The organism is Streptomyces anulatus (assembly GCF_000721175.1).
GTDB classification, from domain to species: domain Bacteria; phylum Actinomycetota; class Actinomycetes; order Streptomycetales; family Streptomycetaceae; genus Streptomyces; species Streptomyces anulatus_C.
This window is the reverse complement of record NZ_JOEZ01000008.1, coordinates 21,772-43,040: the sequence shown is the minus strand read 5'-3', so window position 1 is coordinate 43,040 and position 21,269 is coordinate 21,772. Positions and strand designations below refer to the sequence as shown.

The 21,269-nt window shown below is 71.1% G+C and carries 22 protein-coding genes and 1 pseudogene; 17 read left to right on the top strand and 6 right to left on the bottom strand.

Translation table 11 applies throughout. The features are described 5' to 3' along the window. The first annotated feature begins 270 nt into the window (after positions 1 to 270). The 6 genes from IG90_RS0111190 to IG90_RS0111165 all read left to right on the top strand — a co-directional run bounded on the left by IG90_RS0111190 (position 271) and on the right by IG90_RS0111165 (position 6,027). Positions 271 to 639 carry an STAS domain-containing protein gene (locus IG90_RS0111190; protein ID WP_030581414.1) on the top strand — a complete coding sequence of 123 codons (369 nt, stop codon included), beginning with the start codon at positions 271 to 273 and terminating at the stop codon, positions 637 to 639. A gap of 202 nt (positions 640 to 841) precedes the next feature. Then, positions 842 to 1,333: an ATP-binding protein gene (locus IG90_RS0111185; protein WP_030581412.1), complete on the top strand. Its 492-nt coding sequence runs from the start codon at positions 842 to 844 to the stop codon at positions 1,331 to 1,333. Between the two features lie 420 nt (positions 1,334 to 1,753). After that, positions 1,754 to 2,470: a hypothetical protein gene (locus tag IG90_RS0111180; protein ID WP_030581410.1), complete on the top strand. Its 717-nt coding sequence runs from the start codon at positions 1,754 to 1,756 to the stop codon at positions 2,468 to 2,470. A gap of 25 nt (positions 2,471 to 2,495) precedes the next feature. Continuing rightward, entirely contained in the window at positions 2,496 to 3,488 is a 993-nt protein-coding gene (locus IG90_RS0111175; protein WP_030581408.1) for a hypothetical protein, read from the top strand. Next, the gene (locus tag IG90_RS0111170) at positions 3,485 to 4,606 is read left to right on the top strand and encodes a hypothetical protein (RefSeq protein ID WP_030581405.1); all 1,122 of its coding nucleotides are present in this window, start codon (positions 3,485 to 3,487) and stop codon (positions 4,604 to 4,606) included. The genes IG90_RS0111175 and IG90_RS0111170 overlap by 4 nt, the downstream gene beginning before the upstream one ends. Positions 4,607 to 4,620: 14 nt before the next feature. Further along, positions 4,621 to 6,027: a hypothetical protein gene (locus IG90_RS0111165; protein WP_033894028.1), complete on the top strand. Its 1,407-nt coding sequence runs from the start codon at positions 4,621 to 4,623 to the stop codon at positions 6,025 to 6,027. A 111-nt stretch (positions 6,028 to 6,138) separates the two neighbouring features. On the opposite strand, the gene IG90_RS0111160 is transcribed toward IG90_RS0111165, so the two are convergent. Further along, a complete protein-coding gene (locus IG90_RS0111160) occupies positions 6,139 to 7,638 on the bottom strand; it encodes a peptide MFS transporter (RefSeq protein ID WP_030581398.1) in 1,500 nt (499 codons plus the stop codon). A gap of 491 nt (positions 7,639 to 8,129) precedes the next feature. On the opposite strand from IG90_RS0111160, the gene IG90_RS0111155 reads away from it, so the two are divergent. Further along, positions 8,130 to 8,807 carry a response regulator transcription factor gene (locus IG90_RS0111155; RefSeq protein WP_012380631.1) on the top strand — a complete coding sequence of 226 codons (678 nt, stop codon included), beginning with the start codon at positions 8,130 to 8,132 and terminating at the stop codon, positions 8,805 to 8,807. Between the two features lie 91 nt (positions 8,808 to 8,898). Further along, the gene (locus IG90_RS0111150) at positions 8,899 to 10,164 is read left to right on the top strand and encodes an ATP-binding protein (RefSeq protein WP_030581393.1); all 1,266 of its coding nucleotides are present in this window, start codon (positions 8,899 to 8,901) and stop codon (positions 10,162 to 10,164) included. A 20-nt stretch (positions 10,165 to 10,184) separates the two neighbouring features. On the opposite strand, the gene IG90_RS0111145 is transcribed toward IG90_RS0111150, so the two are convergent. Beyond that, positions 10,185 to 10,706, bottom strand: a complete 522-nt coding sequence (locus tag IG90_RS0111145; RefSeq protein WP_030581390.1) for a GtrA family protein — start codon at positions 10,704 to 10,706, stop codon at positions 10,185 to 10,187. 178 nt (positions 10,707 to 10,884) lie between these two features. On the opposite strand from IG90_RS0111145, the gene IG90_RS0111140 reads away from it, so the two are divergent. Genes IG90_RS0111140 through IG90_RS0111130 form a run of 3 tightly spaced genes read left to right on the top strand, consistent with a single transcriptional unit; the run spans position 10,885 to position 13,784 of the window. Then, the gene (locus IG90_RS0111140; protein ID WP_078585427.1) at positions 10,885 to 12,024 is read left to right on the top strand and encodes a 5-(carboxyamino)imidazole ribonucleotide synthase; all 1,140 of its coding nucleotides are present in this window, start codon (positions 10,885 to 10,887) and stop codon (positions 12,022 to 12,024) included. Beyond that, on the top strand, positions 12,021 to 12,557 hold the full coding sequence (gene purE / locus IG90_RS0111135) for a 5-(carboxyamino)imidazole ribonucleotide mutase (protein WP_030581385.1): 537 nt from the start codon (positions 12,021 to 12,023) through the stop codon (positions 12,555 to 12,557). Before IG90_RS0111140 ends, purE begins: the two co-directional genes overlap by 4 nt. Before the next feature lie 9 nt (positions 12,558 to 12,566). Then, entirely contained in the window at positions 12,567 to 13,784 is a 1,218-nt protein-coding gene (locus IG90_RS0111130; RefSeq protein ID WP_030581382.1) for a dipeptidase, read from the top strand. Positions 13,785 to 13,860: 76 nt separating this feature from the next. Here the strand turns inward: IG90_RS0111130 and IG90_RS0111125 are convergent, their stop codons facing one another. Continuing rightward, positions 13,861 to 15,204 (bottom strand): UDP-glucose dehydrogenase family protein, encoded by a 1,344-nt coding sequence (locus IG90_RS0111125; protein WP_030581379.1) that lies wholly within the window; start codon positions 15,202 to 15,204, stop codon positions 13,861 to 13,863. 207 nt (positions 15,205 to 15,411) lie between these two features. Here IG90_RS0111125 and IG90_RS0111120 point away from each other — a divergent pair, with 207 nt between their 5' ends. Then, entirely contained in the window at positions 15,412 to 16,569 is a 1,158-nt protein-coding gene (locus tag IG90_RS0111120; protein WP_030581372.1) for an acyl-CoA dehydrogenase family protein, read from the top strand. Between the two features lie 102 nt (positions 16,570 to 16,671). On the opposite strand, the gene IG90_RS0111115 is transcribed toward IG90_RS0111120, so the two are convergent. Continuing rightward, positions 16,672 to 17,259, bottom strand: coding sequence for a maltokinase N-terminal cap-like domain-containing protein (locus IG90_RS0111115; protein ID WP_030581369.1), 588 nt, complete (start codon positions 17,257 to 17,259; stop codon positions 16,672 to 16,674). 47 nt (positions 17,260 to 17,306) lie between these two features. On the opposite strand from IG90_RS0111115, the pseudogene IG90_RS45725 reads away from it, so the two are divergent. Beyond that, a pseudogene (locus IG90_RS45725) lies at positions 17,307 to 17,502 on the top strand (hypothetical protein); the annotation flags it as partial. A gap of 155 nt (positions 17,503 to 17,657) precedes the next feature. Here the strand turns inward: IG90_RS45725 and IG90_RS0111110 are convergent. Then, a complete protein-coding gene (locus IG90_RS0111110) occupies positions 17,658 to 17,891 on the bottom strand; it encodes a hypothetical protein (protein ID WP_157846356.1) in 234 nt (77 codons plus the stop codon). 217 nt (positions 17,892 to 18,108) lie between these two features. On the opposite strand from IG90_RS0111110, the gene IG90_RS0111105 reads away from it, so the two are divergent. Next, positions 18,109 to 18,633 (top strand): P-loop nucleotide/nucleoside kinase family protein, encoded by a 525-nt coding sequence (locus IG90_RS0111105; RefSeq protein WP_030581363.1) that lies wholly within the window; start codon positions 18,109 to 18,111, stop codon positions 18,631 to 18,633. 37 nt (positions 18,634 to 18,670) lie between these two features. Here IG90_RS0111105 and IG90_RS0111100 read toward each other — a convergent pair whose 3' ends face one another. Next, complete coding sequence (locus tag IG90_RS0111100; protein WP_030581361.1) at positions 18,671 to 19,243, bottom strand: dihydrofolate reductase family protein; 573 nt, start codon at positions 19,241 to 19,243, stop codon at positions 18,671 to 18,673. 160 nt (positions 19,244 to 19,403) lie between these two features. On the opposite strand from IG90_RS0111100, the gene IG90_RS0111095 reads away from it, so the two are divergent. The 3 genes from IG90_RS0111095 (at position 19,404) to IG90_RS0111085 (ending at position 21,260) form a co-directional block, all read left to right on the top strand. Then, positions 19,404 to 19,874: a hypothetical protein gene (locus tag IG90_RS0111095; RefSeq protein WP_030581358.1), complete on the top strand. Its 471-nt coding sequence runs from the start codon at positions 19,404 to 19,406 to the stop codon at positions 19,872 to 19,874. Beyond that, a complete protein-coding gene (locus IG90_RS0111090) occupies positions 19,871 to 20,692 on the top strand; it encodes a class I SAM-dependent methyltransferase (RefSeq protein WP_030581355.1) in 822 nt (273 codons plus the stop codon). Before IG90_RS0111095 ends, IG90_RS0111090 begins: the two co-directional genes overlap by 4 nt. 100 nt (positions 20,693 to 20,792) lie before the next feature. Further along, positions 20,793 to 21,260, top strand: coding sequence for a hypothetical protein (locus IG90_RS0111085; protein ID WP_030581352.1), 468 nt, complete (start codon positions 20,793 to 20,795; stop codon positions 21,258 to 21,260). Positions 21,261 to 21,269: the final 9 nt, after the last annotated feature.

Genomic DNA, 21,269 nt, shown 5'->3' with positions numbered 1-21,269 from the left:
TTCTCGGCATATGGCTGCCGATGCCCCTACGTGTTCCTGCGGTGAAGCGGCGCCTCCGAAGCCGGTCGTGTTTCGGGTGTCCCTCTACCCATACCCGGTCCTGACCAGCAGTGACAAGCGCCAAATGCTGCTATATGTCCGGTTTGTTGAGGTCTCCGACTACCGCGTGGCGAACGGAACGCGTACTGTTTCACGCACGTCGGCGGCAGCTACGCATACAGCCGCACGGGCAGTGACGTGCACAGTGACGAACGGCGAAGAGGGACAGGCATGGACCGCGGGACGGTCGGCAGTGCGAACCGGGGTCGACTTCAGGTCGAGGCCCGGACCGAGGGGCGCAGCGAGGTCGTGACGCCGGTGGGTGAGCTCGATCACCACACCGCCGATCTGCTGCGCGAGCCCCTGGAGAGTGCGGTCGAGCAGGGGCGCTCACGCCTGGTGGTCGACTGTTCCCGCCTGGATTTCTGCGATTCCACCGGGCTGAACGTGCTGCTCGGCGCCCGCCTCAAGGCGGAGGCGGCCGGAGGAGGGGTTCATCTGGCCGGAATGCTGCCCGTCGTGGCGAGGGTGTTCGAGATCACCGGTGCGGAGGCGGTCTTCACCGTCCACGCCTCGCTCGAAGAGGCCCTGGCCGGCTGACCCGGCACGAGCGTGTGACCTCGGACGTCCCCGATGCCGGCCGTGTCACGCGATCGTGTGCCCCAAGTGGGTGTTGTTGCGAAACGGCAGGGCAGGAGACACCCCGGCGGTGCCCCGCGAGGGCTCCTGCACACTCGGTAACTGATCACTATCCGTTCAACGGCGACATGGCGACATGGCGAATCGGTGAGGTGAAGCGCTGATGAGCACCACCCGGCAGCATCCGCCGGGCGACCTCGGTCGCGAGCCGGACGAAGCGGGCGGAGCCTCGCCCGCCCCGGCCGAGCGGCAGTGGCGCACGCTCTCACTCGGGCAGGCCGGCGGCATCGTCCCGACGGCCCGTGACTTCGCCCGGCAGGCGCTGCACGACTGGGGCTGGCTCCCGGCCTCCAGCGCGGACCGCCGGGCCGCCGCCGAGGACGTCCTGCTGGTCGTCTCCGAGCTGGTGACCAACGCCTGTCTGCACGCGGAGGGCCCCGAGGAGCTCCGGATCGGCCGCACCTCCAAGGTGCTGCGGGTGGAGGTCGTCGACCGGGGGGCCGGACAGCCCGCACCCCGTACGCCGCACCGCGCCGGGCGGCCCGGGGGGCACGGCATGTTCATCGTGCAGCGCCTCTGCCTCGACTGGGGTGTCACGCGTACGCCGGACGCCCCGGGCAAGACCGTCTGGGCCGAGCTCGCCGCCCCCGCCTAGGGAGTGTTTCGAAAGTCCCGCCTGCTCGGCGACGCCTGGCACGCACGCTCGCCGCGTTGTCGGGATCACCCCGATACATCCGGTATCGGGACGACCCTCCGCCTTGCGATCGCACGCACCAGACGCCGCCGAGTCCGCCCTCCGGACGGACGGCGCTACTTTCGAAACACGCCCTGGGTGCGCTCCTCGCCCGCGCCCCTGACCCGTACGCCTCAGCCCCCCTGACCCGCAAGCCTCAGCCGCACCCCTCACCCGTACCTGTCCCCCGCACCGAGAAGAGCGCGCCGGATCGGCGCGCTCTTTGTCTTCCCTCCATCAGACCTCGGGCGTACCTTGGGCGCCAAATCTGATGTGCCGTCAGTAATGGGCGCCCGTACGGGGCGTGGCGCGCGGCGGCGTCCGGCATGAGGGGAGCACGAGGTGTCGAACCAGAAGCGGACAACTCTCGCGCTGGCGGCTGCGCTGGCAGGCTCGATCGTGGTGGCGGGCGCGCCCGCCGCGCACGCCGAGGTCGTGGACGTCAACTACCAGTGCGTGACGCCCATCGGGCCCAAAGGGGCGGTCTCGCCCATCGACATCAAGGGCGTCAGGAGCGGCGCCGGCTACAAGCTCACCATGTCCTTCCAGAAGGGCGTCTCCTCCAGCCCGGTCGAACTGGGCAAAGGGGCCATGAATCCGAGCGCCGTGATCGAGCTGGGCGGCGCGGAGCAGGGGAAGGTCCAGGTCTCCGGCGCGGCGAACACCGAGGCGATTCCGGCCAACACCCCGATCAAGATCAGTGACTTGTCGGGGACGTACACCCCGAAGAAGAGCGGCAAGGTCACCTTCACCGCCGGGGTCCTCACCATCAAGGCCCTCGGTACGACGACCACCTGTACGCCCAGGAACAGCCCCGGCCCCTCCCTCGAACTCGACGTCCAGGGGGCCGGCGGTTCACCGGGCGGCGGTTCCACCGGCGGCTCGACCGGCGGCAGTTCGGGAGGCGCTTCAGGTGGCGCTTCGGGCGGCGGCGAACTGCCCCGCACCGGACCGCTGGACTCGGCGGCGGCGCTCGGCACGCTCGGCGGCACCGTGCTGCTGACCGGGGCGGCCGGAGTGCTCTGGCTGACCCGGCGAGGACAGCGCTCCGCAGGCTGATCCCTCCCCGGCAGAGGAGCCGCCCATGTCGCCACCCACCCCGCGCCTCCGCCGTGGGCTGCTCGTCCGCACGGCGGTGCTCGCCGCGCTGCTGTGCGCGCTCACGTCGCCCCCGGCCGCCGCAGCCGCTGCCGACGACGACGCCGGCCCGGCGGCGGACTGGACGGCCCGGCCCGCCGGCGGCACCGGCCCGGACAGCAGGCCGTACGTCTATCTGGAGGGCACCCCCGGCACGGCCCTCCAGGACCGCCTCGCGGTGACCAACCCGGGCCGGTCCCGGCTGACGGTACGGCTGCGGGGCGCGGGCCGGGCCGGGGCCTGGATCCGGTTCGCCGCGGACACGGTCAGCGTCCCGGCCCGGACCCGCGCCGAGGTGCCGCTCGCCCTCACGGTGCCGCCCGACGCGGTGCCCGGCGACGCTTCCGGGGAGGTCGTGGCGGTCGACGGGGGCGTGGAGGTCCGCGTACCGGTACGGGTCCGGATCGGTGGCCCGACGCTGGCGGCGATCACCGTCGAGGACGTCGAGGTATCCGGCGGGACCATTCGGTACGCCCTGGTCAACCGGGGCAACGCGGTGCTGGAACCCCGGCTGGCGGTGCGCGCCGACGGGCTGTTCGGCACGCTGCTGGACCGCCCGGAACGGCCCCTGCCGCTGGAGCTGGCCCCCGGCCGGCGGGTGGAGCGGACCGAACCCTGGCCCGACGCCCCGGCCCTGGACGCGGTCACCGTACGGCTGAGGGTCACCGCTTCGGGGGGCGCCCGGGACGAGGCGGAGGCCTCGGCGACGTACCTCCCGGTGGCCCCGGCCGTCGGCGGCGGGCTGCTGGTCCTCGGCGTCCTGGCCGCGCTCGGCTCCGGCGCGTACCGGCGGCGACGCACGCGGCCCGGCACCCAGGAGCCCCAGGAGCCCCAGGAACCGCCAGATCCCCTGGAGACCGACGACGACCGGCCACCGACCACAGAGACGAGGCCCTTGGTGAAGGCGGGACCCCTGGTGAAGGCGGGAGCGGAATCGTGACGCAGCAGCCCGGCCCCGAAGCCTCCCGGCGCACCGCGTCGCCCGTCCTGCTGTTCGTGGCCGCCCTCCTGGCGCTCCTGCCCGCCCTGTTCGTCGTGACCGCGCCGGGCGCGCGGGCGGCCGACGGCGACCCCACCGTCACCCTGTCCGAGAAAGAGGCGGGCAAGGGCGGGGAGATCACCGTCAGCGGCAGCGGCTGGCGCGCCGAGGCGTTGCTGATGCTGCTGATCTGCGGGCAGTCCACGCCGGAGCGGGGCGTGATCGGCGGCACCAACTCCTGCGCCAACGCCGACGGCCGCGCCGTCACGACCGACGAGAAGGGCGCCTTCAGCAGGAAGCTGCCGGTCACCGAACCGCCGAAGCCGTGTCCCTGCGTGGTGCACGTCGCCACGGTGACGGGCGAACAGGCGCTGGCCGACGCGGTGTTCACGGTGGCGGGACATCCCACGGCCGAGCCGCCGCGGGAGAGCGGCGGCGGGAAGCTCGCGGTGCTGGCCACCACACGGCTGGAGGGCGACAGCTCCCTGCTCACCTGGTTCGGGGCCCCGCCCGCACGCCGACTCGTCTTCACCGTGGGCAATCTCGGGTCCGCCCCCGTCAAGGACCCCGTCTTCGAGATCGGCACCGCGCACGGCGTCTACGCGCCGCAGTGGGAGGAACGCCAGTGGCGCGGCACGGTCGCCCCCGGCGGCAAGGCGCAGATCAAGCTGCCGGTCGAATTGTCGGCGGGCGCGCACGGCGACTACCAGGTGTCCCTGCGGTACGGGGAGAAGGTGCTGGCCGAACAGCCGTGGGGGGTCGGCCGCCCCTGGGGCGTCACGCTCTTCTGGGTCCTGCTCTGCCTGGTCGTCCCGGCGGCCGTCTTCCGCGTCGGCATGGCGGTCGTGGACAAGGTCCGGCCCCGCCCCGCCGGCTCGCACCGTACGCGGGCGCCGGCCAGGTGGACGGGGCCGGGCAGGCTCGGCGGCGCGGGCGCCGACCACGACACGCGTACGGACAACGCGCCCACGAGCGCCGACCACGACACGAACACGACCACGGCCGTGCTGCCGTGGTTCACCCCGGATTCCGCACCGTCAGAGAACCGACCCCGACCCACGACGAAGGGACAAGCGTGAGTACGCAACGGAGGATGAGCGCGGCCGGAGTCGCGCTGATGCTCGGCGGCGCGGGCATCCTGATGGCCGCGAGTCCGGCCCGGGCCGCCGAGGTCAGTTACGCGACGGAGTGCGTTCCGCCGCCGATCTCGGGACTGCCCGCGGTGCAGGGCACCACGAAGGTGGAGCTGACCGCCCCGGCCGAGGCGAAGGTGGGCGACGAGATCGAGGTCGTCTGGAAGACGGTCGAGGCCGCGTCCAGGAACCCGGACGTGCTGGACCTGGGAGCGGACACGGTCAAGCCGACCGGGACCGTCACCCTGGGCGGTGCGGCGAGCGGCGAGCTGAAGCTGGAGGGCCCGCGGCAGAACCCGCCCATTCCCAAGAACAGCCCCATGGTGCTGCCCGACATGAAGGGCACGCTGAAGCTGGAGGCCGCCGGGGAGATCACGCTGACGCCGGGCGCGTACGACATCAACGTGTCCAAGCCGATCTCCACGGACACCAAATGTGCGCCGAAGGAAGAGGTCCGGCCGGGCGCCACGATCAAGGTCACCGAGGGCGGCTCCACCACGGGCGGCACGACCAGCGGAGGCACGGACAGCGGGGGCACCACGACGGGGGGCACGGACACCGGCGGTACGACGACCGGCGGCGCCGACGGAGGCGCTGACGGCGGCACGGACTCGGGCGGCACCACTTCCGGAGGCAGCGACTCCGGAGGAACCGGCACCGGAGGAAGCGACTCCGGCGGGAGCACCGGCGGCGGGGGCGGCCAGACCGACTTCCCCGGCAAGGAGGTGTCCGTCGCCTACGCGTGCAAGACCCCGATCGGGGACAGGAACGCCACCTCGCCCGTCCGGATCAGCGCCAGGAAGAACGGCGGTGAGTACGGCCTGACGGTGGAGTTCAGCAAGTCCGTGATGGACAGCCCGATCGACATCCCGGCGGGCCAGGTCAAGCCGTCCATGGACGTCAGGCTCGGCGGGGCGGACAAGGGCACGGTCAAGGTCGAGGGGCCGCTGAACAAGGAGGTCATCAAGACCGGAGCCCCGATCGAGATCCCCGATCTCACCGGCACGTACAAGCCCGGCGCGAGCGGTACGTCCACGCTCAGCCCCGGCGTCCTGACGGTGATGGCCGCCGGTACGACGACGACTTGCACCCCGCCCGACGGCGTGGCCGTCTCCCTGGAACTGGACACCTCCGCCCAGCCGGGCGGCGCGTCCGGCGGGAGCGGCGGCGCGGCCGGCTCCGGCGGAGCGGCGGCGTCCGGTGGCGGCACGGACTCCGGCGGCGGCCTGGCCGCCACCGGGGCGGAGGACGACGGTTCGCTGCGGGCGCTCGGCCTGGTCGCCGGTACGGCGATCCTGCTGGGCGGCGCGGTGTTCACCTTCACCCCGTGGCGGAGGCTGCGGAGCGTCGAGGTCCAGGCCGAGTAGTCACGGCGACGGCCTGACCGCAGGACCACACGACGACAGCGGGTCCGCACGAGAGGTTCGCGCGGACCCGCTGTCGTACCCCGAGGCGGTCGGGGGCACTGCTTCACGCAGCTACTTGACGTTGCCCATGAGCGCGCGGATCTTGCGTCCCGCCACCATGAAGGCGACACCCGCCGCGACCGCCACGACCGCCTGCAGCGTGTAGTACGCGGCGTCGCCCAGCGGCGCGTTGAGCTTCGTGGTCCAGCCGTTCAGGGCGTTGCCCGTCGAGGTGGCCAGGAACCACAGACCCATGATCTGGCCGACGAACATCTTCGGCGCCAGCTTCGTGGACAGCGACAGACCGACCGGGGAGAGGCACATCTCACCCATCGTCTGCGCCAGGTAGACGGCGAGCAGCCAGAACACGGTGACCTTGCCGGTCTCGCTGTTCGCCGCGGCCGCGCCGGCCAGGCCCATGATGCCGAAGGAGCCGCCGATGAGGAGCATCGCCAGCGCGAACTTCATCGGGGTGCTGGGCTCACGGTTGCGCGTGGCCAGCTTGACCCAGAGCCCGGCGAAGACCGGGGCCAGGATGATGACCATGGCCGGGTTGACCGACTGCAGCCAGGAGGCCGGGAACTCCCAGCCGCCGATGAAGCGGTCCGTCTTGTTGTCGGCGAAGATCGTCAGCAGCGAGCCGGACTGGTCGTAGATCATCCAGAAGAGCACGGCGGTGACGAAGAACCACACGTACGCCTTGATCTTCGGCCGGTCCTCCTCGGTCAGCGCCGGGTCCCGGAAGATCGTGATGAAGTAGGCGATCGGCACGGCGACGCCCAGCACGGCCAGGACGTTGACGATGTGCTCGATGTCGTACGTGCCCAGCGCCAGGTCGATCAGCAGCGCGGCGACCGCGACGCCGGACCACAGGGCCACCTTGCGCAGCATCTGCCGCCGCTCCACGGGGGAGGCGGGCTTCGCGGGCAGCTTGCCGATGTCACCGAGGTGCTTGGAGCCCAGCGCGTACTGGATGACCGCGAGGGTCATACCGACACCGGCGACACCGAAGCCGAGGTGCCAGTTGACGTTCTCTCCGAGGTAGCCGACCAGCAGCGGGGCGGCGAGGCCACCGATGTTGATCGCCATGTAGAAGAGGGTGAAACCGGCGTCACGGCGGGCGCTGGACTGGCCCTCGTAGAGCGCGCCCACCATCGCCGAGATGTTCGGCTTCAGCAGGCCCGTACCGGCCGCGATCAGCGCCAGACCGAAGAAGAACGCGATGTCGCTCGGCAGGGCCAGGGTGAAGTGGCCCAGCGCGATGACGATGCCGCCGACCAGGACGGCCTTGCGGGCGCCCCAGAGACGGTCGGCGACCCAGCCGCCGGGCATCGCGGCCATGTAGACGACGGCGTTGTAGACACCGTAGATGGAGGCGGCGAGCGCCTCCCGGCCCTCCAGGGGGCCGTCGAGCACAGCGGCCACCAAGTACAGGGTGAGGATGGCGCGCATCCCGTACCAGGAGAAGCGTTCCCACATCTCCGTCATGAACAGGGTGGCCATACCGCGGGGGTGGCCGAAGAAGGTCTTCTCGCCGGAACTGGGCGAATCCTTCGTCAGGCTGGACGCCATGGTCGATCCTTGCTGGTCGGGACGCGACGCCTCGTGAGCGGTACGCGCCCGGTGGGGGGCAGCCGGCACCGGCGTGGCGCACCCCGTCCCCACGCCTGAGGGGGACGTGCTCCGCGCGGCCGGACTCCTGACGGAGCTGCGGCGGCGGAGCGGGGAAGAACCGCGTCGGGATCCACACCCGTCACGCGCTCTCGCGTTCCGGGCCCGGCTCACAGGTCATTCACTCGAAGCGGGCCGGCGGGGACCGGCCCCGCACGCAAAAGGGACCTTTGGCGCTCATGGCTGCCCAAAGGTCCTTGAGTAGTGCAACAGGCGTCGGAACACCATACGACACGACACCGCAGGATATGAAAGGACTTGAGATGTGGATCACAGGTCTTGGTGGAACCACACTCCCATATTCAAAGGTCTCCGTCCTCTTTGTGGCGCTGACCCGCAGGTGACGTCGTGGGCCTCTCTTCCGGACCTCCGTCCGGACTACCATTCAGTCCATGACCCGTGTACTGCTCGCCGAGGACGACGCATCCATCTCGGAGCCACTGGCGCGCGCACTGCGTCGGGAGGGTTACGAGGTCGAGGTCCGCCAGGACGGTCCGACCGCACTCGACGCCGGACTCCAGGGCGGCATCGATCTGGTCGTTCTCGACCTGGGGCTGCCCGGGATGGACGGTCTCGAAGTCGCCCGCAGGCTCCGGGCCGGCGGCCACACGATCCCGATCCTGGTGCTGACGGCCCGCGCCGACGAGGTCGACACGGTCGTCGGCCTGGACGCGGGCGCCGACGACTACGTCACCAAGCCGTTCCGGCTCGCCGAGCTGCTCGCCCGGGTCCGCGCCCTGCTGCGCCGTGGCGCCTCCGAGCCCGTCGCGCAGCCCGCCACCCACGGGGTCAGGATCGACGTCGAGTCGCACCGGGCCTGGATGGGCGAGGAGGAACTCCAGCTCACCGCCAAGGAGTTCGACCTGCTGCGGGTCCTGGTCCGGGACGCCGGCCGGGTGGTCACCCGCGACCAGCTGATGCGCGAGGTCTGGGACACCACCTGGTGGTCCTCCACCAAGACCCTGGACATGCACATCTCCTGGCTGCGCAAGAAGCTCGGCGACGACGCCGCCAATCCGCGCTACATCGCCACCGTCCGGGGCGTCGGCTTCCGGTTCGAGAAGAGCTGACGTACGAAGCTCCCATGCGTCCTGAAGACCGCGCCGACGTGCGTGCCGATGTGCGTGCCGACGTACGTCCCGACGACCTGACGAGGCGGGTATGCGCCGCCGGCTGATCAACTCCACGCTCGCCGTGGTGCTCGTCGTCATCGCCGTCTTCGGCGTCTCGCTGGTGATCGTGGAGACACGCACCATCAGCGCCAGCGCCCAGGAGAGCGTCGAGTCCGAGGCGCTCCGGCTGATCAGCGTGGTCGACAGCCGGCTGCTGGGCGCGGAGCGGATCAACCCCGGGGTGCTGGCCGAGCAGATCGACCCCAAGCGCTACGCGCTGGTCGAGATCCCCGGCCGCGAGCCCATCGCCGTCGGCGAACGCCCCGTCGGCAGCGTCCTGCGCGCCACCGAGACCGGGGAACAGGGCGAGACGGTCACCGTCGAGGAGTCCCGCTCGGCCGTCACCCGCGAGGTCGGGCGCACGCTCCTGATCATCGGTGCGGTGGCGCTGCTGGCGATCGTCTCGGCCGTGCTGCTCGCCGTACGCCAGGCCAACCGGCTGACCTCCCCGCTCACCGACCTCGCCGAGACCGCCGAACGCCTCGGCTCCGGGGACCCCCGCCCACGCCACAAGCGGTACGGGGTGCCCGAGCTGGACCGGGTCGCCGACGTCCTGGACGCCTCGGCCGAGCGGATCGCCCGGATGCTGACCGCCGAACGCCGGCTGGCCGCGGACGCCTCGCACCAGCTGCGGACGCCGCTGACCGCGCTCTCCATGCGGATCGAGGAGATCTCCGTCACCGACGACCTCGAGACGGTGAAGGAGGAGGCGAACATCGCCCTCACCCAGGTCGAACGCCTCACCGACGTCGTCGAGCGGCTCCTGACGAACTCCCGCGACCCGCGCACCGGCTCCGCCGTCGTCTTCGACCTCGACGAGATCGTCAAGCAGCAGCTCGAGGAGTGGCGCCCCGCCTACCGCAGCGCCGGCCGCGCGCTGGTCTGCTCCGGCAAGCACGGGCTGCGGGCCGTCGGCACCCCGGGAGCGGTCGCCCAGGTCCTGGCGGCGCTGATCGAGAACTCCCTCATGCACGGCGGCGGCACCGTCGCCCTGCGCACCCGCGTCACCGGGAACCAGGCGGTCATCGAGGTCACCGACGAGGGCCCCGGCGTCCCCGCCGAACTGGGGGCGCGGATCTTCGAGCGGACCATCAGCGGCCGCAACTCCACCGGCATCGGCCTGGCCGTCGCCCGCGACCTCGCGGAGGCCGACGGCGGGCGCCTGGAGCTGCTCCAGCAGCACCCGGCGGTCTTCGCGCTCTTCCTCAGCCGGGTCCCGGTGGACCGCAGGACTCCTGAGCGCCCGGTGCGCTGAACAACGACGGGGGCGGCGGGTCAGTTCCGTACGGGGTCGGGCGCTACCCGCTCTTCCGCCGGCCTGCGCTGTTCCAGAAACCGTTCCGCGCTCAGCACGGCCTCCTTGGCGGGCAGGCTCTTGAAGACCCAGGTCCGATAGGACCAGAAGCGGAACAGGGTGGCGATCCCGATGCCGAGGATCTTGAAGACGTTGCTCTGGACCGGACCGTTCCAGCCGAAGCCGTACGTCGCGAGGTACAGCACGCCCGTCTCGATCACCGCGCCCGCCGCGCTGAACAGCAGGAAGAGGGCCAGCTCACGGGTCCGCCCGGTCTTGTCGCGGTCCCGGTAGGTCCAGTGGCGGAAGCCCACGTAGTTGAAGAGGATCGCGACGAACGTCGCCAGCACGCTCGCCCGGACCACCTGGAGGTCCGTCGTGTGCCGCAGCAGGTTGAAGACCACGATATTGACCAGCAGGCCGAAAGCGCCGACCGCGCCGAACTTGGCGACCTCCCGGGACAGCAGCTCAAGCCGGGTCCGCAGTGCGCCCCGTTCGCTCATGGTGATCGCTGTCCCCGTCCGTCGGAAGGCGTCTGGATGACGTGTCGACGTAACCACGTCAACTCCGCCATGCTAACCAGCCCACCCGTGTGGCGCCCCTGAGTCCGCGGGGGCGGCGCCCGTACGGCCATCCCTACGGCCGTCCGGAAGCCGTCGGCGCGCCGGATACCCTGGAGGCGTGACGTTCCCGGTAGTCGGCATGGTCGGCGGCGGTCAGCTCGCCCGTATGACCCACGAGGCGGGTATCCCCCTCGGCCTGAAATTCAAGCTCCTCAGTGACACGCCCCAGGACTCGGCGGCCCAGGTGGTCAGCGAGGTCGTCATCGGCGACTATCGCGACCTGGACACGCTCCGTGCCTTCGCGCGCGGCTGCGACGTGATCACCTTCGACCACGAGCACGTGCCCACCGAGCACCTGCGGGCCCTGGAGGCGGACGGCATCCCCGTGCGCCCCGGCTCCGATGCCCTGGTGCACGCGCAGGACAAGGGGGTGATGCGCGCCAAGCTCACGGAGATCGGCGCCCCCTGCCCCCGTAACCGCATCGTGAGCGACCCGGCCGACGCCGCCGCGTTCGCCGAGGAGGCCGGGGGCTTCCCCGTCATCCTCAAGACCGTGCGCGGCGGCTACGACGGCAAGGGCGTGTGGGTGGTCCGCTCCGAGACGGAGGCGGCCGACCCGTTCCGCGCCGGGGTCCCGGTCCTCGCGGAGGAGAAGGTCGACTTCGTACGGGAGCTGGCGGCCAACATCGTCCGCTCGCCGCACGGCCAGGCCGTCGCCTACCCGGTCGTCGAGTCCATCCAGGTCGACGGCGTCTGCGACACGGTGATCGCCCCCGCGCCCGAGCTGGACGAGGCGCTGACCGGCGAGGCCCAGCAGCTCGCGCTCCGCATCGCCGCCGAGCTGGACGTCGTCGGCCACCTCGCGGTCGAGCTGTTCGAGACCCGTGACGGCCGCATCCTGGTCAACGAGCTGGCGATGCGCCCGCACAACTCGGGCCACTGGACCCAGGACGGCGCGATCACCTCCCAGTTCGCCAACCACGTACGGGCGGTCCTGGACCTCCCCCTCGGCGACCCGCGCCCGCGCGCCCCCTGGACGGTCATGTGCAACGTCCTGGGCGGCGACTACCCGGACATGTACCAGGCGTACCTGCACTGCATGGCCCGCGATCCGCAGCTCAAGATCCACATGTACGGCAAGGACGTGAAGCCCGGCCGCAAGGTCGGCCACGTCAACACCTACGGCGACGACCTGGCGGACGTGCGGGAGCGCGCCCGGCACGCGGCCGACTACCTGCGAGGAACGATCACCGAATGACTTCCCCCGGCACCGCACCTCTCGTCGGCATCGTGATGGGCTCGGACTCCGACTGGCCCGTCATGGAGGCGGCGGCCAAGACGCTCGACGAGTTCGAGATCCCGTACGAGGTCGACGTCGTCTCCGCCCACCGCATGCCGCGCGAGATGATCGCGTACGGCGAGGAAGCGGCGGGCCGCGGCCTGAAGGCGATCATCGCGGGCGCGGGCGGAGCGGCCCACCTGCCCGGGATGCTGGCCTCGGTCACCCCGCTGCCGGTCATCGGCGTTCCGGTGCCGCTGAAGTACCTGGACGGCATGGACAGTCTGCTCTCCATCGTCCAGATGCCCGCCGGGGTCCCCGTCGCCACCGTCTCCGTCGGCGGCGCGCGCAACGCGGGCCTGCTGGCCGCCCGGATCCTCGCCGCGGCCGACCCCGCGCTCCAGGAGCGGATGCAGGAGTTCCTGCAGGAGCTGAACGACCAGGCCACCGAGAAGGGCAAACGTCTGCGCGCCAAGGTCCAGGGCGCGGACTCCTTCGGCTTCGGAAAGTAGGGGCGGACCATGGACCACCTGGAGCGGGCCCGCGAGCTCCTCGCCGCCCACCCCGTCGTCGACGGCCACAACGACCTCCCCTGGGCCCTGCGCGAACAGGTCGGCTACGACCTCGACGCCCGGGACATCGCCGCCGACCAGCGCGGCCTGCTCCACACCGACCTGAACCGGCTGCGGGCCGGCGGGGTCGGCGGCCAGTTCTGGTCGGTGTACGTCCGCACCGACCTGACCGGGGACGCGGCCGTCAGCGCCACGCTGGAGCAGATCGACGTCGTCGGCGAGCTGATCGCCCGCTACCCGACGCACCTGCGCCGCGCGCTCACCGCCGACGACCTGGAGAAGGCCCGCGCCGAGGGCCGCATCGCCTCCCTGATGGGCGCCGAGGGCGGCCACTCGATCAACAACTCGCTGGGCACCCTGCGCGCCCTGTACGACCTGGGCGTCCGCTACATGACGCTCACGCACAACGACAACATCGACTGGGCCGACAGCGCGACGGACCTGCCGCGCCTCGGCGGCCTCTCCGCGTTCGGCCACGAGGTCGTCCGCGAGATGAACCGCGTCGGCATGCTGGTCGACCTCTCGCACGTCGCCGACGGCGTCATGCGCGACGCGCTGGCCACCAGCACCGCGCCGGTGATCTTCTCGCACTCCTCGGCCCGCGCCGTCTGCGACCACCCGCGCAACATCCCCGACGACGTGCTCGCGGCCCTCCCGGCCAACGGCGGCGTCGCGATGGCGACCTTCGTCCCGAAGTTCGTGCTGCCCGAGGCCGTGGCCTGGACCCTGGCCGCCGACCGCAACATGCGTGAGCACGGCCTGCACCACCTCGACACCACCCCGGTCGCGATGCGCATCCACGAGGACTTCGAGGCGGCCAACCCACGCCCCGAGGCCACCGCCTCGACCATCGCGGACCACCTGGACCACATGCGCGCGGTCGCGGGCGTCGACCACATCGGCATCGGCGGCGACTACGACGGCACGGCGTTCACCCCGCGCGGCCTGGAGGACGTCTCCGGCTACCCGAACCTGATCGCCGAGCTGCTGCGGCGTAACTGGTCCGAGCGCGACCTCGCCAAGCTGACCTGGCAGAACTCCGTACGGGTGCTGCGCGACGCGGAAGCCGTGGCCCGTGACGAGCGGAGCGGGCGCGGTCCGTCCCACGCGACGATCGCCGAGCTGGACGGTCAGGCCTTCCGCCAGAGGTCTCCGGGCACCCGGTAGAACCGGCAGGGCTCCGGAGGGCATCGCGCCCCCTGGAGCCGTGCCGGTCCCAGGGCCTGTCCGGCCCTGAACCGCCCTACGCCTTCGGGCGGCCCATCGCCCGGTACGTCCACCCGGCCTCGCGCCACACCGCGCTGTCCAGGGCGTTACGGCCGTCCAGGATGATCCGCCGGGCGGCCACCTCGCCCAGCTCCGCCGGGTCCAGCTCCCGGAACTCGCGCCACTCCGTCAGGTGCAGCACCACGTCCGCGCCGCGCACCGCCTCCAGCGCGGAGTCGGCGTAGCGGAGGGTCGGGAACAGGCGCCGGGCGTTGTCCATCCCCTTCGGGTCGAACACGGTCACCTGGCCGCCCTGGAGGTGGATCTGACCGGCGACGTTGAGGGCGGGGGAGTCGCGTACGTCGTCGGAGTCGGGCTTGAACGCGGCGCCGAGCACCGCCACCCGCTTGCCGAGGAACGAGTCGCCGCCCACCGCCTCCCGGGCCAGCTCCACCATGTGGCCGCGGCGGCGCATGTTGATGGAGTCGACCTCGCGGAGGAAGGTGAGCGCCTGGTCCGCGCCCAGCTCGCCGGCGCGCGCCATGAAGGCGCGGATGTCCTTGGGCAGGCAGCCGCCGCCGAAGCCGATCCCGGCCCGCAGGAACTTCTTCCCGATGCGCTCGTCGTGCCCGATGGCCTCCGCGAGCTTCACGACGTCCCCGTCGGCGGCCTCGCAGACCTCGGCCATCGCGTTGATGAAGGAGATCTTGGTGGCCAGGAAGGAGTTCGCGGAGGTCTTCACCAGCTCGGCCGTCGCGAAGTCGGTCACCACGAACGGCGAGCCATCCGCGACCGGCCCGGCGTACACCTCGCGCAGCAGCTTCTCGGCCCCCTCGCTCGTGACGCCGACGACGATCCGGTCGGGGTGCAGGGTGTCCTTCACGGCGAAGCCCTCGCGGAGGAACTCCGGGTTCCAGGCCAGCTCGGCTCCCTCGCCCACCGGGGCCAGCTCGGCGAGACGGGCCGCGAGGCGGGCGGCGGAGCCCACCGGGACGGTCGACTTGCCGACGACCAGGACGGGCCGGGTCAGGTGCGGGGCCAGCGAGTCGAAGGCGCTGTCGACGTAACTCATGTCGCAGGCGTACTCGCCGTGCTTCTGCGGAGTGTTCACACAGACGAAGTGGACGTCGCCGAACTCCCCCACCTCCTCCCAGGAGGTGGTGAACCGCAGCCGCCCGGTGGAGCCCTCGATGCCCGCGACGTGCTTCTGGAGGATCTCCTCCAACCCCGGCTCGTACATCGGCACACGGCCGGTGGAGAGCAGCTCGATCTTCTCCGGCACCACGTCCAGCCCCAGGACCTCGAAGCCCAGCTCGGCCATGGCCGCGGCATGGGTGGCGCCGAGATAGCCGGTGCCGATCACAGTGATCCTGAGGGCCATGGAGTGCTCCTGGGAGATGCGGACGGACGTGCGGACCGAGCATAGTCGGGGGCCGGGAGGGCGGGATTCATCGCTCCATCTGACCGGTACATCACCTATGTCCCACCCCTGTCGGCAAGCTCACGTGCTCGTCGCGTATGCCGTCGGGCGGTCGTCGCACTAAAATTGAGTTACTTAACGGTAGTTAGCATCTGGGGAGTGAGCGTCTTGGCGGGTTCGACCGATTTCGACCTGTACCGTCCGGCCGAGGAGCATGACATGCTCCGCGAGACCATCCGCGCGCTCGCCGAGACGAAGATCGCCCCCTTCGCCGCCGCGGTCGACGAGGAGAGCCGCTTCCCGCAGGAGGCGCTGGACGCCCTGGTCGCCTCGGACCTGCACGCCGTCCACGTGCCCGAGGAGTACGGCGGCGCCGGCGCCGACGCGCTCGCCACGGTCATCGTGATCGAGGAGGTGGCCCGCGCCTGTGCCTCCTCGTCCCTGATCCCGGCCGTCAACAAGCTCGGCTCGCTCCCGGTGATCCTCTCCGGTTCCGAGGAGCTGAAGGCCAAGTACCTGGGCCCGCTCGCCAAGGGCGACGCGATGTTCTCGTACGCCCTCTCCGAGCCGGACGCCGGCTCCGACGCGGCGGGCATGAAGACGAAGGCCGTGCGCGACGGCGACTTCTGGGTCCTCAACGGCGTGAAGCGCTGGATCACCAACGCGGGCGTCTCCGAGTACTACACGGTCATGGCGGTCACCGACCCGGCCAAGCGCTCGAAGGGCATCTCGGCGTTCGTCGTCGAGAAGTCCGACGAGGGCGTCTCCTTCGGCGCCCCGGAGAAGAAGCTCGGCATCAAGGGCTCGCCGACCCGCGAGGTCTACCTCGACAACGTCCGCATCCCCGCCGACCGGATGATCGGCGAGGAGGGCACCGGCTTCGCCACGGCGATGAAGACCCTGGACCACACCCGCATCACCATCGCGGCCCAGGCCCTCGGCATCGCCCAGGGCGCGCTGGACTACGCCAAGGGGTATGTCCAGGAGCGCAAGCAGTTCGGCAAGCCGATCGCGGACTTCCAGGGCATACAGTTCATGCTCGCCGACATGGCGATGAAGCTGGAGGCGGCCCGCCAGCTCACCTACGCGGCCGCCGCCAAGTCCGAGCGCGTCGACGGCGACCTCACGTTCTTCGGCGCGGCCGCGAAGTGCTTCGCCTCCGACGTCGCCATGGAGGTCACCACGGACGCCGTCCAGCTGCTCGGCGGCTACGGCTACACGCGGGACTACCCGGTGGAGCGCATGATGCGCGACGCCAAGATCACGCAGATCTACGAGGGCACCAACCAGGTCCAGCGCATCGTGATGGCGCGCAACCTGCCGTAGCGGCCTGGCGCGCAACCTGCCGTAACAGCCTTCTGTGCAGCGCCTCTTGTACGGCCCCCGGTGACAACCTGCCGGGGGCCGTTCGCGTGCCTCCTGCTCCTCCTACTGCGGCGCGACGGCCGCGAACACTCCCCGTGCGGCCGTTCCGTCCGGCCAGGTCCATCCGGCGACGAGACGTACCGACGGCCCCTGCTCGGCTTCCGTCGGCCGCAGGACGCGGCTGATCCGAACGTCGGACCCGTGGTCGTGGCCGGGGCCGGTTCCGTGCACGGTGACCGTCGGGTCAAGGGTGTCGCTCAGGCTCTGGTGCTGCGGTGTCGCCTCACCGCGCAGAAGAGCGCTCAACTGCGCCAGCACCACCGGGTCGTGGGCCCCGTCGTAGACCCACCGCGTACCGAGAACCCCATGCTCGGAGGTGCCGATCAGCGCCTCGCCGGGGACGCCCTCCAGCGCCGCTCCCCGGTAGCCCAGCGGCACCAGATACGCCACCGGCTCCTGCGCGGCGGCGACGTCCACCACGACCATGAACTCGATCCCGACCGCCCCCTCCGGATCATCCAGACGGAACCCGCCGGCCTTGACCAGGTCCGGCGTTCCCGCGCCGCCCACGTACCAGCTCTGCTTCGGCAGCCAGCCGGTGATGAGCTCCAGTTTGGTGGGCGTCATGGTGGTGCGGTGGATGGATGCCATGCGAGCTCCCTGTCCTTGTCCTTGGGACCGCCGGGTCCTTGTGACCTCTGGCAGTCACGTTCCCGAGATGGTGGACTTCCTGCCGTGGCGGCCATGCGGCCCGCGTCCTTCAGACGGTCGGCCGATTCCACAGCCGCCCACCCGTGGGAACGTACCGCTCACCACCACCGGTGGATCATGCGGCAGCTTCCCAGGCGCTTCGACAGAGCTCCGGACATCGGATCGGGCAGCGGAGATCCGGCCGCCCGCCGAGTTCTGCCCGGCGCCCGGCCGCGCCGACGCCTGTTGTGGCGCTGCACGTTGGTCTGGCGTCAGTGACCGCCGTAGGCGGTGCGCTGCCGGTGCACGATGATGCCGTCGGCCTCGGAGGGCGTCGGTCAGGCGCGGCGAAGCGTCGCTCAGCCCTCCCCAGGTTCGACCGGGCTCGCGTGCTGGGCGCCTGAATCCTTGCGCTCCGCGAGCAGTAGCAGGACGACACCGGCGGCAATGAAGCCCAAGCCGACGTTCATGCAGGCCATGACCGTGTCGAAGGAGGCGTCGGCGATCCGGGGGATGCTGTTGACGAGCAGGAAGGCGTAGACGCACAGGACGCCGTAGGCGCGAAGCCGCATCCCGGCGCGTCGCTTCCGCATCCACGGCGGTGTCCACCCTGCCAGTATCGCCACCGGCACCGGCAACACGAGCGCCGTGGACACTGCCAGCGCTATCCAGTGGTACAGCGGATTGCCGTTCACTCTGCCCCCTCGTAGGTGATCACCAGCCTACGGAGGGTGGGCGAGGTACGTCCATGCCGACCGAGCATCGAAAGATTCCCGCGAACCCATCGGGGCGGAGCCCTAGGGTGGAGGCATGATCATCTGGCTGAACGGCACCTTCGGCGCGGGCAAGACCACCACCGCGAAGGAGGTGACCTCGCTCCTTCCGGAGTCCCGGCTCTTCGACACCGAGAAGGTCGGCGAGATGCTCTGTCACGTGCTGGGAGTGCCGGAGAAGGACTTCCAGGACTTCCCGCCCTGGCGGGGCCTTGTGGTGGAGGCCGCACGGCAGGTCCTCGACCACGTGGGCGGAACGCTGGTGGTCACGCAGACGGTCCTGGTCGAGGCGTACTGGCAGGAGATCCACGACGGCCTGACGAAGGCCGGCATCCCCGTGCACCACTTCCTGCTGCACACCGACCGGGACACCCTCGTCGGACGCATCGAGACCGACACCGCGCCGGAGAGCGCCGACGCCCGGCGGTGGCGCCTGGACCACCTGACCGACTACGAGCAGGCCCTGCACTGGCTCCGCCGGGAAGCTCAGGTGATCGACACGACGGGGATCGTGCCCGCGCGGGTCGCGGAGGCGGTCCTGGAAGGAGTACGCACCGGCTGACCGGCCCGGCAGAGTCGGGGGCGGGGGCGGGGGCGCGTCAGCGGACGACCTCGAAGACGTTCTTCTGGATGCCGTTCGCGTACGCCTCGTGCTCGACCAGCTTCAGCTTCTGGGCGTCCTTGTCCGTCGTGCTGAACAGGCGCTTGCCCGCGCCGAGCAGGAGCGGGAAGACGAGCAGGTGGTAACGGTCGATGAGGTCGGCGTCCGCGAGGTTCCGGTTCAGCTCGGTGCTGCCGTGGACGATGATCGGGCCGCCCTCGGTCTCCTTGAGGGCGGCGACCTCGTCCAGCGACCGCAGGATCGTGGTCTCGCCCCAGTCGGACACCAGGTCGCCGTCGGTCAGTTTGGTGGAGACGACGTACTTCGGCATCGCCTTGTACCCGGCGAACTCCTCCATGCCCGGCCACACCGGGCTGAACGCCTCGTAGCTGGCCCGGCCCAGCAGCAGGGCCGTGGCCTCCTCCTGCTCCCGGTTCTTGAGCTCGTACGCCTCCGGCAGGAACTCCACGTCCTTGAACGTCCACCCCGAGTTCCGGTAGCCGGGCTCGCCTCCCGGGGCCTCCATGACGCCGTCGAGCGAAACGAAGGCGGTGCTGATCAGGGTGCGCATCAGATCTCCTGGCTGTGTCGTGGCGGGCCCCGGTCGGTGCCCGGCGTCGCTTCTCACTCTTACGGATGTACTGACCGCGCGCCCCACGAGAACTCATCGGTCCCCGCACTGCCCACCGTCCCGGGCCACGATCCTGCCACGGCCGGTAGCCTCCCTCCCCATGACCGAACTCGACAGGCTGACAGCCCTCTTCAGCGCCCTGGGGGCGGATGCCGACGCCCGGGACTGGGCCGAGTCCGAGGCGGAGGAAGGGCTGCCGCAGCTCGCCCGCTACCGCCTCCTGCGGACGGTGTGGCAGGACGTCGACGCCTGGGGCACGGCCGCCCCGCAGTGGGTGGACGCCTACCGAACCGACGGGGTGGCCGCCGACGCCGTCGACCGGGCCCTCGCGGCCGGGCTCACCGCCGAGGACCTCGGCGCGCTGGCCCGCGAGGTCGCCAGGGAGACCGCGTTCGGGGTGCTGTACGCCCTGACGGACCCGGCGGACGGGTCGCTTCCCACCGAGGTCGAGGAGCAGTTGCCTTGCTGGCGGCTGGCGGAACTGACCCCGGCCGGCGTGCCGACCGGCCGCCATCTCGACGCCCTCCACGAGGACTTCGCCGAACTCGAACCGAAGGGGATCGGGCCGTGACCGACGTGACCACTCCCTTCGACCGCGCCGAGCGGCGCATCTGGTCCGGCAAGGCAGAGGCGTACGCCCGCACCTATGCCCGGCTCTGCGCCCACCCGGCGGCGGCCCTCCTCGATGCCGCCGAGGCCGGGCCCGGCAGCCGCGTCCTGGACGTGGGCTGCGGCAGTGGGACCGTGAGCACGGAGGCGGTCGCGCGCGGAGCGACGGTGTACGCGGCCGACGCCGAACCCGGCATGGCGGCCGCGACCCGCCTGGCCGTGCCGGGCATCGCGGCGGCGCACATCGCCCGTCTGCCCGAACTGCCCTACGCGGACGACACGTTCGACGCGGTCGTCTGCAACTTCGTCCTCAACCACGTGGGCCGCCCGCGCGAAGCGCTGGCCGAGCTGCGCCGGATCACCCGCCCGGGCGGCCGGGTGGCGGTCACCATCTGGCGATCACCCGGAGCCCTCGGCCAGGCCCTGATCGGCCGCGCCGCCCAGGAGGCCGGCCTCACCCGCCCTGACTGGCTCCCGGCACTCGCCGCCGAGGACGACTTCCCCCGTACGCGGGAGGGGCTCGCGGCCCTGCTCGACGCGGCCGGGTTCATGGGGGCGGAGTGTTCCGAGGCCGCGTGGGAGCACCGCTGTGACCCCGACACCTGGTGGGCGGGGGCCGAGCGGGGGATCGGCGCGATCGGCCAGGTCCTCAACAGCGGGGGGCTGGAAGGCGTTGCGGAGGCCCGGCGTGCGTACGACGAGCTGTGCGCCGAATTCCGTTCGGCGGACGGGCTGCTGGCGCTGCCGCACGCCGCGTTGCTGGCGCGCGGGAGAGCGTAGAGGGGGGAGAGCCGGAGATCCGCTGCTGGAGAATCGTTTGATCACACAGGTAGGGTGACGCGCGCGAGGCGACTGTCTAGTAGTACACGGGGTGTGGATCATGTCGTTCGAACAGGAGTGGGGCGAGCTGAAGGCCGCCGCTGCGATGAGGCTGAACCAGGTCGGCGGCACCGGCGGAACCGGAGGTTCCGGGCCGAAAGGGGCTGCCGACTACGTGGTCGCGGACGACGAGCTGGGGGACATCGGTCACGCCGCCTTCGACCTGTTCAACGGCCTCGAATCGACCGGAAAGCACGCGAAGGCGGCGAGCGAGACCGCAGGTAAGGGCCTCAAGGGCGACGGGTTCGACACCGGCGCGGCGTTCACGGAAGTGATCGGGACCTGGGAGAAGCAGGTGAAGACCCTCCTGCAGGCATGTGCTCATATCTCCAATCACCTCGATTACACGAAGAAGTCGAGCAAGGCCGACGACGAGTGGATCGAGGCGCAACTGCGCATCATCGGTCCCGTTGCCCCAGAGGCGGACGGGGCCGTTCCCGCCTCCCAGATCAGCAAGTACTTCCGGTAAGGAGTCGCC

Bases quoted from the DNA above. Each gene is read 5' to 3' on its own strand.
- IG90_RS0111190 (WP_030581414.1), top strand. From the start codon at position 271: ATGGACCGCGGGACGGTCGGCAGTGCGAACCGGGGTCGACTTCAGGTC.
- IG90_RS0111185 (WP_030581412.1), top strand. From the start codon at position 842: ATGAGCACCACCCGGCAGCATCCGCCGGGCGACCTCGGTCGCGAGCCG.
- IG90_RS0111175 (WP_030581408.1), top strand. From the start codon at position 2,496: ATGTCGCCACCCACCCCGCGCCTCCGCCGTGGGCTGCTCGTCCGCACG.
- IG90_RS0111165 (WP_033894028.1), top strand. From the start codon at position 4,621: ATGAGCGCGGCCGGAGTCGCGCTGATGCTCGGCGGCGCGGGCATCCTG.
- IG90_RS0111160 (WP_030581398.1), bottom strand. From the start codon at position 7,638: ATGGCGTCCAGCCTGACGAAGGATTCGCCCAGTTCCGGCGAGAAGACC.
- IG90_RS0111155 (WP_012380631.1), top strand. From the start codon at position 8,130: ATGACCCGTGTACTGCTCGCCGAGGACGACGCATCCATCTCGGAGCCA.
- IG90_RS0111150 (WP_030581393.1), top strand. From the start codon at position 8,899: ATGCGCCGCCGGCTGATCAACTCCACGCTCGCCGTGGTGCTCGTCGTC.
- IG90_RS0111145 (WP_030581390.1), bottom strand. From the start codon at position 10,706: ATGAGCGAACGGGGCGCACTGCGGACCCGGCTTGAGCTGCTGTCCCGG.
- purE (WP_030581385.1), top strand. From the start codon at position 12,021: ATGACTTCCCCCGGCACCGCACCTCTCGTCGGCATCGTGATGGGCTCG.
- IG90_RS0111130 (WP_030581382.1), top strand. From the start codon at position 12,567: ATGGACCACCTGGAGCGGGCCCGCGAGCTCCTCGCCGCCCACCCCGTC.
- IG90_RS0111125 (WP_030581379.1), bottom strand. From the start codon at position 15,204: ATGGCCCTCAGGATCACTGTGATCGGCACCGGCTATCTCGGCGCCACC.
- IG90_RS0111115 (WP_030581369.1), bottom strand. From the start codon at position 17,259: ATGGCATCCATCCACCGCACCACCATGACGCCCACCAAACTGGAGCTC.
- IG90_RS0111110 (WP_157846356.1), bottom strand. From the start codon at position 17,891: ATGCGGAAGCGACGCGCCGGGATGCGGCTTCGCGCCTACGGCGTCCTG.
- IG90_RS0111105 (WP_030581363.1), top strand. From the start codon at position 18,109: ATGATCATCTGGCTGAACGGCACCTTCGGCGCGGGCAAGACCACCACC.
- IG90_RS0111100 (WP_030581361.1), bottom strand. From the start codon at position 19,243: ATGCGCACCCTGATCAGCACCGCCTTCGTTTCGCTCGACGGCGTCATG.
- IG90_RS0111095 (WP_030581358.1), top strand. From the start codon at position 19,404: ATGACCGAACTCGACAGGCTGACAGCCCTCTTCAGCGCCCTGGGGGCG.
- IG90_RS0111085 (WP_030581352.1), top strand. From the start codon at position 20,793: ATGTCGTTCGAACAGGAGTGGGGCGAGCTGAAGGCCGCCGCTGCGATG.